This is a genomic window from Bradyrhizobium sp. 142 (assembly GCF_023074015.1).
Classification (GTDB): domain Bacteria; phylum Pseudomonadota; class Alphaproteobacteria; order Rhizobiales; family Xanthobacteraceae; genus Bradyrhizobium.
In genome coordinates, this window is sequence record NZ_JADPKQ010000016.1 from 1 (window position 1) to 11,987 (window position 11,987).

The following is an 11,987-nucleotide window of genomic DNA, read 5'->3' on the forward strand; positions in this document are numbered from 1 at the left end:
CGTTCTCGCCCTCGTCAGAAGTCTGTCGCGATGTCCATGTTGCGCAAGAGCGATCCTGCGTCCGCGATCGCGCAAAAATTTATGACGCAGTAAGACTAACGCAGCGGTGAAAAAATCAGGCTGAGCTTCATCAAAAATGTTCTTCCCTGTATTTCCTGATTCATCAACGTAAACATAAATTGGTATCTTTGATGCGCCCATTCATAAGCCTTTATTTGTCCCGCTAGCGTGCGGTACCCGTGAAAATATCAACGACCAAACCGCGTCTATCTTTTCGCTCCAAACTTTCTCGGGATACGGCTCCTCCGGCAGCTCGTTAAGCGTGAAGCGGATGGTGCTTTGAACAGCAGCCCGGGTCTGCTGTTTGACCTTCCAATCATCAATGGCGAGCTGATCTTGTAACTTCTCCAGCAGCTCTCGCGCCACTTTCTTCACGGCCGTTTCCTGTGCCTTGGTTAGCTTTGGCTCCGGCTTGGTCAGAACGTCGAAGACAGCGAGCTCATCCTCAGTGAGGTTCTCTCGCGCAGCCCGGCGTTGCTCCTCATCCATCGCTGCAATGAGCGCCTTCAGGGCTTCAAAGAACGCTTGCACGTCAAGCTTCCCAAGATTGTATTGCTCGACCAAATTTTCCAGCTTTTCCACAAACTGCACACGGAATGGATTCTGCGTTGCCATCCTGCGGGCTGTCTCTTCGGCTTCCTCGCGAAGCGTCTCAGTTGCCGTGCGGGGCTGCTTGGCGAACAGCTTGGCAAGTTTCTCAAAATCAATAGCCGAGAGATCGACTCGTCCACCCGCCGCATCGCCCTCGATGATCGGAGCGGTGATTGCCACGCCCTCGATCTTTTCATCCAGCAGCGCCTCGATCTTCGCCGCAACCGCCGAGATGTCTACCGGACCGAGCTTGCCGCGAACCGCCTCAGCGATGACATGCAGCGCGGCCACCGGCTTGAGGTATGGAGCCGCACGGTCATCCGGCAGCAGTGCCTTATAGGCCCGTTCCGTCGCACTCACCACGCGGAAGAAGCTACGCCTGCGATCATCTGGCGCGATGAGAGTCTCCACGGCCTGACCGATGAGAGCCAGTCGCTGAAGCTTCTCCGCTTTGTAGATGGAATCCACGTCTACTCCCAGGCCAGAGCAGAACGCGCGGGCCGTCTTCAGCCCGATCTCTAGCGCATCGACCAGCGCCTGCTTGTCCTTGATCGGCGAGTCCTCGCCACTACCCTTGGCCGCGTAGATCGCCAGCGCTTTTTGCAGGCTCTGGAACACACCCACGTAATCCACGATGACGCCTGCGTTCTTGCCCGGAGTTCGGCGATTGGCTCTCGCAATGGTCTGCATGAGCGTGTGGTTTTTCATCGGCTTGTCAAGATAGACGGTGCTGCATGTCGGCACATCGAAACCGGTGATCCACATCGCGCAGACAAACACGAGACGCAGCGGATCGCTGGCATCCTTAAACTTCGTTTCCAGGTCCTCCCTCTGCATCCGCTCGCGATGCGGCAGGATGTCGAGACCCTTCTGCTTCAGATCATCGATCTCGTTCTGGCCCTGACTGACTACCACCGCCATGTCCACGGAGCGCATCCAGGCCAGCCGTTCGGTGAGCGCTTGCTTCTCCAGATCGGACGCCTTCCCGAGCCGCTCCTCGCGAGCCTTCAGCTCGTCCGCCCATGTGGCTTGCACCTTGTCGTACATCCGCACGGCCGTAGCCTTATCGATGGCCACGAACATGCCCTTGCCAAGATAACCCCGCGCCGTGAATTGACGCACGAGGTCCTTAGCGATCTCATCCAGACGGTCATTCCGGGTAATCAGGTGATATTGCGTGGCGAAGGTCCGCTGGAGCTTCTTCTCCTGCTCCTCATCCAGCACCGCTTGATCCAAGAGATCGTCGAGCTCGTCCTTGAGTTCGTCCGCAGCGAGCTGCAACTCCGGCTTTCGCGCCTCATAGTAGAGCGGAACGGTCGCGCCATCGGCGATGGACTGAGCGAAGTTGTAGACGGAGATGTAGTCGCCAAAGACTTCCTTGGTGCGCTGTTCCTGTCCGGCAATCAGTGGCGTGCCGGTGAAACCGATGAAAGCTGCATTGGGCAGCGCTCGGCGCATGTTTGCTGCAAGCTGATCGTACTGGCTACGGTGCGCCTCGTCTGTGATAACGATGATGTCGCTGCGGCCTGAGAGCACGGGCATCGGCTCCCGGTCGGCCGTCGAGAACTTGTGAATGAGAGTAAATATGTAGCGCTCCTGGCCGGAGAGAAGATCGCGTAGGTGTGTGCGGCTCTGCGCCTGACAGTCCTGCACATTCTTGGTCAGCGCCCCGGTGGTCGCGAAGTTCTCCGCGATCTGATCGTCCAGCTCTTGACGGTCGGTAACGATCACGAAGGTCCAGTTGCCGCCAAACCGTCGCAGCACCTTCTCGGCAAACATCACCATTGACAGGCTCTTGCCGCTGCCTTGCGTGTGCCAGAATACGCCAAGCCGCCCTTGATTTTCGCCAATCTCCTTCACGGCCTCAATGGCGCGATTGACGCCCAGCACCTGATGATACTTGCCAACCACCTTGCGCAGACCACCCTTGGCGTCGTCGAACAGCAGGAAGTTCTCGACCAGATCGAGGAAACGGGTCGGCTCGCAGGTGGCGCAGAGCATCGTCTCCAGCGCGACGCTTTCCGGACCACCCTCCTCCAAGCGTTTCCACGGGGCGAACGTCTCAAAAGTCGAATGACTCGGCCCCATCAGAGCTTCGAGGCCGTTCGAGAGAATAACAAACGCGTTAAAATCGAACAGGCCTGGGATCGTGTCTCGATAATCCCGCAGGTTCGCTTCGAACGCTTCCTGCACCGGTTTGGTGATGTCTTTCCATTCGATCAGCAGCAGGGGAATGCCGTTGACAAAGCCGATGGCATCGGGTCGGCGTGAATAGAGCGGCTCTCGATCCAGACCTGCGAGGCCATCAGGTAATCGTTCGCGACCGGGTTCACCCAGTCGATGAAGAAAGCACGCTCATCCTGCAGCGAGCCGTCCGGCTGCTTCACCTGCACCACGACGCCGTCGCGCAGAAGCCGATAGACCTCGCGGTTGGCAACAATGGGTAGCATCGCGGAGCGATTCGTCGTGAGTTCCGTCTCAGCCTGCCGCAACGCCTCATCAGGAAGCAATGGATTAAGTTTGCGGAGCGCGTCATGAAGTCTGGCGGGCAGCACGAGTTCGCGAAAAGACAGACGCCCGGTGGGATTATTCGACCCCAACTCCTCGTCCATCAAGTCGGCGCGAGCCCAACCCAGCTCTCCCAGCAGATCAAGCCCCGGCGTTTCGACCAGCTCATCCTCACTGGTGATGACACTGGACAGAGATTTTCCGGAACCCGCAGGGGTCATCAGGCCACCGCCTCCAACTCGCGCTCGACGGTGGTAACGGAAAGCTCGCCGGATATCAGGCGCGGGAGGAGCAGATCGCGCGATTTCATCAAAACATCTTCCTGCTGGGTGAGCTTGAATGCCAACGAACGGATCGGCCGCGCATGCCTTCCGAAATCAATCTGAAGGCTTGAGGGCGGTTCTATAATGGCCTGGTCGGAAATGCGCCTTCGGTTAAGCTCAGTCTGGCCCGTTGCGCCGGCCCCAAGTCGCTCGAATACAGGTTCCATTCGGAGAAGTGCTAAGCCAAAAAAGTCTGGGTCTAAGTTAGGCTCGGCGCGAACAATGGTGACATGGGAATCAGCGGTGAGCCCAATAGGAACTTCCTCCGCTTGTGCGACACGCCCCAACGTTCCGACCCCGGTCGAATTGATCAGAACGTCGCCAGCACGCACGATCTTTTCCTCGGGCACGGCTTTGTTCTGCCCTCGTGCTGCAGCCAGCGAAAGCCGCTGCGCTCGAATACATTTCTGATTAATCACAAGGGATGTGGAATCTGTGTCGTACTTCGGGGCAATGCCGCGCGAAAGAAAGATTGTGAGATCACCAATCCGATTGATACTCCATCCCTCCGGCAATGCCCCTTCTGGCGTATCGACCATCTTGTGGCCTTCATGGCCCGGAAATCGGAAGCGGACAACCACTCCTCGAATAGCTGCCGCGTCATTTCCTGCAGCACTGCAATCCGGCGTCGGTTCACTTCGATCAGATTGTCATACGCTCCGAGGATAGAGGCGATACGATGCTGGAGAGGAAGAGGAGGGAGGACTACGGGCAACCCTTTCAATATTCCTAGATTGATGCCGGGCACCGCCGCGCCGATAGCCTTATTGCGTAGGTGCTGAACCATCTGGGAGCTTGCGAAGTAGTAAAAGAGGTAGAGCGGGTCGGAAATTTCCAAGTTGGGTCGGAGCTTAAGTTGCTTGTTTGAGATTATGTATTCTGGAAATGGACCGTCGGCTGGAATAAGGCCGACTTGACCGATAGTACCCCAACACGTGAAAACGAGATCACCAGCGTGCACATGTTGGGCACGGTATTTTTCTGCCTGTTGTTGGCTTACAAATACAAACCCTTTAGGAACGAAACGAGTCAAATCATCGCGTAAATTACTTCCGCGAATTACTGGGATTCCAGTGTCGACGAAATATTTTGAACTGATGCTCGAACCAAATGGACCTGCCACACAGGACGACTTCTCCGAAGATTTTATTTCATCAACGGTCAATCGCCGCCAACCTTCTGGGAGACGAGTGTTAAATAGTGGATGATTTCGTGAAGACGTCATGACGTGCCCAAAATTTCCGCTACGTTACGAGCAATTTGCGCCTGCAACTGAAAGGCTTCGGCACTGAGGGTTTCCAACTCTTCCTGCAATGCCTCCAGCGCCTCCATGAATTCATCGTCACTCTGTGCTTGGCCCGGCGCGATGCCGACATAGCGTCCGGGATTGAGGCTCCAGTCCTGCGCCTCTATCTCCTTGCACGAGGCAAGTTTGCAGAGGCCAGGGACGTCCCGATACTTGTTTGCCGGAAATGTAGCGGCCATGCGAGGCCCGCTGCCTGCTTCGGTCTCGATCACCTCGCTGCGCCAGAGACGGGCGATATTGCCAAGAAACTCGATATGGTCTGGATCAAATGTACGATGCGCACGGTCCACCTGACGGAAAATGTGACGGGCATCAATGAACAGCACCTGATCGCCGCGCAGCCCTTTCGCCTTTCGCCTGTCCAGAAACCACAGTGTCACGGGCAGAGTGACCGTCAGAAACATGTTCGGGCCGACCGCGACGATGCAGTCCACCGCGCCGCTCTCGACCAGCTTTTTCCTGATCTCCCGCTCACTGCCACCGGCATCTGACGCGGAATTGGCCATGACGAAGCCCGCGCGGCCCTTCTGATTCAGCGCGGCATAGAACAGATTGATCCAAATGTAGTTGGCGTTGTTGGCTGTGGGTAGGCCGAGCGGAAAACGAGCATCAACCTTGCCCGCGTCGTTCACGAGCTTCGCACGATCCACTTCGGGCTGATTGAACGGCGGATTGGCCATGACGAAATCGAACCGACCGATCAGCTTGTGTGGATCGTCGTAATAGCTGTTGGCCTCGCGAATTTCGCCGGATAGCCCGTGCACGGCGAGATTCATCCGGCAGAGCTTCAGCGTGTCAGACATCTTCTCTACGCCATAGATGCTGATCTCCTTGGACGGCTCCTTGTGATGACGGCCGACGAACTCCGCCGAATGGGTGAACATGCCGCCGGAGCCACAGGCCGGGTCATAGATCGCGCCGTGATAGGGCTCGATGATATCGACGATGAGTCTAACGATGGACGCGGGCGTGAAATACTCGCCGCCCTTCTGCATGTAGCTGGAGGCAAACTGGCCCATGAAGTATTCGAAGATTAGGCCATAGGCATCACGATCGATCTTCAGCGGAGCGAGCAGCCGCAACAGCTCCGATAACACATCATTCGGCAGGCCCGCATAACCCTGCGGGAGCACCCCAGCGAGATCGGGGTTGGCGTCCGCGATTGCCCTCATGGCCGCGTTAAGTTCAGACCCGAGGTCGGCCGTGCCGGGCAACGCCAAGAGACGCGAGAAGCGGGCGTTCTCTGGCAGGAACACCGCGCCCCTTGCTTGATAATCCTCGGGAGCGGGCTTTAGACGTCCCTTATATTGCGGAGCTAAGGCAGTATGAACTTGTTCAAATTTCTGCTCCATTGCCGCAGCGCAATGAGCGCCAGCACCGGTTGTGCATATTGATCGGGCCGGAGCGTGCCGTTCGCCCAAATCTTGTCAGCCGCTGCGTACAGGCGCGACGAAAAATCTTGCAGGTCTGTTGCCACTATTCCCCCAATGCCGTCCGAAGCAGACGCGGGAGAGTATCCAATCCGAAGGCGGCATCCAAGGCAGATACCCCCGTGCAAGCCCGGTCCCCGGACGAAAATTAGACTGGGTCACGGATGCGAGACGTGATCTCGGGGCGGCGGCTTTGGGATTTCCCCCTGGCCCAGGACCGAAAGCGACAGACGCCTATAGCGCTTTTAGACGACGCTCCAGATTTGCCACTGACGAAGCATGCCATTTCCGGCCGCGCGGCGTCACGATCTCGCGCCGATTGAGCTCCTGCGCCACCGCCGCCAAGGTTACCGCGCCGCCTTCGCGGATAGCTTCGATCTCCGATGCAAGGTCCTTGGCCCGCTGATCGGCGCATTGACTGATCCGGGTTACCGCTGCCGCATTGCCCCTCTGAGCCCGCCGCAGCGCTTCTGCACCATTCGGGTTGCCTAGACGTTTGACCTCCGGACGCGACCGCTGACCCGTCTCGGCAATCCGCTTGCGGGCCGCGCCCAGTGCATCGCGTGTCCGCCGCGAGATAGCCTCCGCTTCCGCTTGTGCAACCACGGCCAGCACGCCAATCGTCAGATCATTGGCTTCTGGCATGTCGCAGCAAAGGAACTTCACCCCACTATCGCGCAAGGTCAGCGTGAACGAAGCCGAGCGGGAAAGCCGGTCAAGTTTAGCGATCACCAGCGTTGCTCCTGTGATCTTAGCATGACGGATGGGCCTTCAAGAGCTCGCCACGATCGCTGTTCTTGCCGCTTTCCACTTCGGTGAATTCGGCAACGATCCGTCCGCTTCGCGCTCCCGCAAATCTCTCTATGTCAGCCTTCTGGGCTTCAAGTCCCAGTCCGCTGCGCCCCTGCTTCTGCGTGGAGACGCGCATGTAGGCCACAAGTTTCAATTCTTTCGCTTCCATCCATCCCCGTTTTGGAATTTCGGCTTCGACCGAAGTTTCGCAGCATCCTACCTTGTAAAAACCTCATTTACTACTATTTTCTGAGAAACCAGTTTTTGCAGAGATAGACGGATATGAAGACCATCAACGTTTCCAGCGATGTTTTCGCCGCCATCTGGAAGGCTCACAAAGAAGGGGACGAGACCGAAGACGCCATCCTGCGTCGAGTTTTCAAGCTCCCTCCGGCCCCTGCGGCAGTTGCTCCCAGCGGCGGGCGGATGGGAGGGTTTTACGACGAGCGAAGCGGCGCACACTTCCCGGAAGGGATGCGGATATTCCGCGTCTACAAAGGACGGAAATACGAGGCGATCGCAGAGCACGATCGGTGGTTCGTGCCTTCAACAGGCAAGTCGTATCATTCGCTCAACAAGCTATCCCAGTCGGTAAATCCTGGAGGCACGGAAAACGCCTGGCTGAACTGGAGATACACCGACGAAGACGGAAAGGATCACTTCATAGACGAAATTCGAAAAGACCCAACACACAACATCCTCTCTCGCCGCTCTGAATAGCGGCAATCGAAAGGCGCATTCAGCGCTCTACTAAAAGGAAAGATGATAATGTCAGCCCCCACGAAGAAGGACGCTATTTGGCTGGCCGGCGTCATGGACTCTTTCGGCCAAATCGGAATCAAACGCCTGAAGACGTTTGCAAAATTCAAGTCGGCTTATCCCGACAGGCTCGAAGCCATTGCGGCCGCGCTCGGCGCCGACCGAACTCCCTCCGGCCCATTTGCTCCGGCTGGAATTTCTAAGAAGCCCCACTATGAACTGGTGATCGCAGGTCGCGACTTAGTGCGCCTGGAAAACCTCGTCGTGAGCGAAATGCGCACCGCAAAGAGGCAGCTCTTCGAGGAGGCCCGACGCAAAATCCGAGCACTCAAGGCAAAGATGGGTTTCCCTATCGGCCTGCCGAACGAAGACGAGGAATAATGTTCCTCAAGAACGGCAACAACCCGGTCAGCTTGCAATGACTGATCGCTACGAACGAACTCGGGCCCTGAAGGAGCGCATCCGTCTAGGCCCGCTTTTTTCTGCTTCCACTTGCTCGATACCGGGCTGCGGGCGGCCAACAATGAAGGCCGTCCGTGAGGGGTTGGCACCACATCATTGCCGCAGACACGTTGAGCACCGGGCACGACACGGTAGCTATTGGCGGTCAACCTTCACGGCTTCCGAGTTGCGGCCATACATCACGGCAGCGACCGCGTATGTCGGCCTTCGGGCAGCCAATGATAAGTTCATTGCCGCAGCAATTGCCGACATGGGGCAAACCCTAGAGGGTGCCGGCCCCGTGGAGATTGCGACGCGGCTCAAAGGCATGTCAGCCACCAAGCGGGCCAAAATCGGACTGGCGCGGCTCCGCGTTGAGGGCGTGCCGCCGCAGCGCATCGTCTCCATCGTCCTCGCTGTCTCCACGCTGATCAAAGCTGACTCGACGGCGCCCCAGACAAAGGAGTTTCGAAGGGTTCAGATCGCGAAATCTTGCCATAGATTGGCCTCCGGCACGCATCGCGTCTGGATCATAGAGGATCATCAGGGCAGGAAGCGGCGCACCGAAATGCACGCCTTCCCTAAGTCCACCGGACGGGTGTTGCGCGAGATGGGCCGAATGCTGGAGCAGCTGTGCGAATGGGTCATCGAGAAGCATGTCGCTGGCGTCCAGGCCCATCGGGAGCGCTATGGGCGGCCCCGTGCGGCGAGCTAATCAATGCCCCGAGGAAATCACGAGCCGCAGCATTCGCGCGACATATCTGGTCGAAGTGAAGCAGTGCGTGCATATCGGGGTTTCGGGCCGGCCATTTTGAGCACCTAACTCCACACAGCAATGACGCATTCACCGGGCATAATGTGGTTCGATCCACTCCTCCGGGCCAAGTCGGTCGAGCTTGGCTATGCGGTCCAACGTTTGCGCGAGGCGCTGTTGCTCCACGAGTCCGCAAGCGGCGCGAGGAAGCGAGCGCGGAAGGAGGCGGACAGGGAGAACTTCGGCCTCGCCGTTGAAGTACTGGCCTGCAACTTGATCCTGCTCAGCGCAATCGAGTCAGGCAGCCCAAAGCTTGCGGTGCCTCGGTCACATGGCTTTCTTTGGCGAGGCAGTGGCAGCGGCAACCCCGTATATGGCCAGCACTTCCTATCCGCGATTGATTTGCTTTCATCGCTTGGCCTGATCGAAGAGGAGCGGAGGGGATACAGACTGTCCGCTAAAATGCGGGCGCCGTCGCTTATTCAACCTAGCGAGGCTCTAGCTCAGCATCTTCCGTTGGCCCCGCCCGATTGGCGGAGCGTCCATCAAATCGACGACCGTGCACTGATCATCTTGAAGGAAGACAAGGATGATGCGGGGCGTGCGGCCACGATTGCCTTCCGGGAGACAGCCAACACTCGCCAACTTGCGGGACAGATACGGCGCATCAATGAGTTTCTGCGCAGCGCGGATGTCGAGGTGACCGGTCAGGACGCCGGCCTTTCTTTAGGGAAGGATGGACAAGTCATCGCGCCCTATCGCCGCTCTCTTCGGCGCATCTTCAATAACGCCAACTGGCAGCACGGAGGCCGGCTCGCTGGCGGCTTCTGGATGGGCACGGAGCGGGCCGAGCGGTTTGAGCGCATCCGGATTGATGGCGAGCGAATTGCCGATGTCGATTACAGGCAACTCTTCCCGCGCCTCGCATATGTAAGGGCCGGCAAGCCGCAGCCGGACGGTGACATCTATAATGTGGCGGGAGACGGCTCCGGGCGCGATGGCTGGAAAACACTCATGAACGCGATGTTGTTCTCGGACGGGCCGTTGAGGAATTGGCCAGACGACACGCTTCAGCACTTTCCCTCGGGCCTGAAGCTCCGGGACGCCATCAGGATGCTGAGTGCGCGCCATGCCCCCATCGCTGATCTATTCGGTGCCGGGCTCGGCTTTCAGTTGATGCGCATCGAGAGCGACATGCTGATAGGGGTCATCACGTATCTCGCGAGCATTGGGGTCACCGCCCTGCCGCTGCATGACGCTGTGTTGGTCGCGGAATCAAAAGCCGACGTTGCGGCCGACGCGATGCAGGCCGCCTTCAACGCGTGGACGGGATCTCCGTGCGCGATTGTTTCCATAGAATTTTGCGCGAAATAACAGACGCTTAGGGCGAAATAGGCCCTTACGCCTCCGCTAATGGAGGGGGAAGCTAGGGGGAGAAACTTAAAGGGGAAGACTTGGAGGCTTATCTCACTGCTGTCTTTAGGGCTGCCTTCAAGTTGGGAGGTGAAACCACCCCTCCCTTAGCGACGACCTCTAGAGCCCCTCCTAGCGGAGTCCCCCCAGGTCAACCCAGTAGGGTCACCTCCTAGTTCGGGTGAGTGACCACCACCCTCCCCTTCGGGCCACACCAAGAGACCGAGGCCATGAACTATATAAAGCGTCCTTTCCTCACCCCGCTCTGACATCAAGCATTGGTCTGATGGCTTGGGACTCTGGGCGGTGCCTCTCGCAAAACATACCGCCGCTGCCGCGCGACATGGGTCAGGTGTTCAAAGTGACCACTCTGACACCGGACGAGATTCAGGACTGCCCCCGACCCTTCCTCTGGGGGACCAGCAAGCGATCAGGGGTGGTCTTCAAGGCGCGAGCCAAGCGGGCCAGGACGATGATAGTGCAGTTGCGGGTGCCGCGCTCGACCTGACTGACGTAAGTGCGGTCTAGCCCCGCCTCTAAGGCCAAATCCTCTTGGGACAGCCCGAGACCCTTGCGGGCCCTCCGCACGGCCGTCGCCACCACGTCAATGATGCCTGTCTCGTCATCCATCCACGGGAGCAGGCCGTTGTGATGACTTTTGGTCTACGGACTATGAGTCCCATTTTATCGTTGAGCCATGATGACTATCGTCTACAATTACTGCTGCCCGTTAACGAGGAATGCAGGAATGGCCAGCACCGAGAACACCGCCCCCAAGTCGCATGAGGACGATCCCATCAAGGTTCTCTTTGATGTGGCCAGCTACTGGGCCACCATCTGGAGCTTCATCGCGCTTTGCCTTTGGCTCGAACATCAGGTTCTCAACCGGCTGGATATCGAGTCGGACAGCATCCGAGTCGCCGTCCTCTTGGTGAGCACACCGGCCATCTTCTTGGCGACGGTCACCCGCATCGACAAATACCCTAAGGCGCGGCTCATTCTGGAGCGGGCCCGTTATATCGTGATCTTGGTCGCCGCAGCCCTGCTCGGAGCCTATCTTCATGCCAACCACAAAGACGATTCGTATGAGAATGCCTTGCGGGATGGCGCCGTGCTGGCGTGTTCAAAGATGGCAGCCTGCAAAGCGGCAGCGACCGAATATGCCAACATGCGCTAGGAGCTAAACCGATATCGGCTCGCGGGGCACAAACCGGACCATCTCTGCTCGATGTGACGAAGCCGCTTGTGTGTTGGTTTTTGGACGCCGGCAACAAGGAGGCTCGGCACGCTCAACTGACCGGCGTCCAAAAAGCGCCAAGGCACGAAGTCGCGGGAAGTTGGGCACCGATAGTGCGGCGAGCGCTATGGGGATTTAATGTTGGTGCCGATGTCGATGACGTGGGTGATGTTAGCCTGATGCCAGCTGGATATCTGCGCGCACGCGAGATCGGGCGAGTGCGGGAGGAGCTTCGGCGGTCGCTTGGATCGGATCGAGGGGCGATCCGCACGCTGGTTGAGCGAGATCGCCGCCGGCGCGGGACCAGCATATCGGAAGCAGATAGTCGCATCGCTTACAGGGCGTCTGGCTCATGAGGTGTCGATCCTGTTTG

At 58.1% G+C, this 11,987-nt stretch carries 13 protein-coding genes; 5 read left to right on the top strand and 8 right to left on the bottom strand.

From position 1 onward, the window contains the following. The 7 genes from IVA82_RS01350 to IVA82_RS48230 form a co-directional block, all read right to left on the bottom strand. On the bottom strand, positions 1–201 hold a 201-nt coding region (locus tag IVA82_RS01350), incomplete at its 3' end, for a hypothetical protein (protein WP_247493130.1). Further along, positions 202–2,988, bottom strand: a complete 2,787-nt coding sequence (locus IVA82_RS48220; protein WP_346658690.1) for a type I restriction endonuclease subunit R — start codon at positions 2,986–2,988, stop codon at positions 202–204. Beyond that, positions 2,871–3,380: a type I restriction endonuclease gene (locus IVA82_RS48225; protein WP_253075564.1), complete on the bottom strand. Its 510-nt coding sequence runs from the start codon at positions 3,378–3,380 to the stop codon at positions 2,871–2,873. Before IVA82_RS48225 ends, IVA82_RS48220 begins: the two co-directional genes overlap by 118 nt. Continuing rightward, a complete protein-coding gene (locus IVA82_RS01365) occupies positions 3,380–4,021 on the bottom strand; it encodes a hypothetical protein (RefSeq protein ID WP_247382833.1) in 642 nt (213 codons plus the stop codon). The genes IVA82_RS48225 and IVA82_RS01365 overlap by 1 nt, the downstream gene beginning before the upstream one ends. Before the next feature lie 682 nt (positions 4,022–4,703). Next, positions 4,704–6,140: a class I SAM-dependent DNA methyltransferase gene (locus IVA82_RS01370; protein WP_247382835.1), complete on the bottom strand. Its 1,437-nt coding sequence runs from the start codon at positions 6,138–6,140 to the stop codon at positions 4,704–4,706. Between the two features lie 312 nt (positions 6,141–6,452). Continuing rightward, positions 6,453–6,950 carry a recombinase family protein gene (locus tag IVA82_RS01375; protein WP_346658688.1) on the bottom strand — a complete coding sequence of 166 codons (498 nt, stop codon included), beginning with the start codon at positions 6,948–6,950 and terminating at the stop codon, positions 6,453–6,455. A gap of 19 nt (positions 6,951–6,969) precedes the next feature. Beyond that, positions 6,970–7,179 (bottom strand): recombinase family protein, encoded by a 210-nt coding sequence (locus IVA82_RS48230; RefSeq protein ID WP_346658689.1) that lies wholly within the window; start codon positions 7,177–7,179, stop codon positions 6,970–6,972. A gap of 113 nt (positions 7,180–7,292) precedes the next feature. On the opposite strand from IVA82_RS48230, the gene IVA82_RS01380 reads away from it, so the two are divergent. From IVA82_RS01380 to IVA82_RS01395, 4 genes are all read left to right on the top strand, one after another. Next, positions 7,293–7,730, top strand: coding sequence for a hypothetical protein (locus IVA82_RS01380; protein ID WP_247382836.1), 438 nt, complete (start codon positions 7,293–7,295; stop codon positions 7,728–7,730). 48 nt (positions 7,731–7,778) lie between these two features. Next, positions 7,779–8,150, top strand: a complete 372-nt coding sequence (locus tag IVA82_RS01385; protein WP_247382838.1) for a hypothetical protein — start codon at positions 7,779–7,781, stop codon at positions 8,148–8,150. Positions 8,151–8,292: 142 nt separating this feature from the next. Further along, a complete protein-coding gene (locus IVA82_RS01390; RefSeq protein WP_247382839.1) occupies positions 8,293–8,925 on the top strand; it encodes a hypothetical protein in 633 nt (210 codons plus the stop codon). A gap of 120 nt (positions 8,926–9,045) precedes the next feature. Further along, on the top strand, positions 9,046–10,338 hold the full coding sequence (locus IVA82_RS01395) for a hypothetical protein (RefSeq protein ID WP_247382840.1): 1,293 nt from the start codon (positions 9,046–9,048) through the stop codon (positions 10,336–10,338). A gap of 426 nt (positions 10,339–10,764) precedes the next feature. Here the strand turns inward: IVA82_RS01395 and IVA82_RS01400 are convergent, their stop codons facing one another. Further along, entirely contained in the window at positions 10,765–11,007 is a 243-nt protein-coding gene (locus tag IVA82_RS01400) for a helix-turn-helix transcriptional regulator (protein ID WP_247382841.1), read from the bottom strand. Between the two features lie 118 nt (positions 11,008–11,125). Here IVA82_RS01400 and IVA82_RS01405 point away from each other — a divergent pair, with 118 nt between their 5' ends. After that, the gene (locus IVA82_RS01405) at positions 11,126–11,554 is read left to right on the top strand and encodes a hypothetical protein (protein WP_247382842.1); all 429 of its coding nucleotides are present in this window, start codon (positions 11,126–11,128) and stop codon (positions 11,552–11,554) included. The last annotated feature ends 433 nt before the right edge of the window (positions 11,555–11,987 follow it).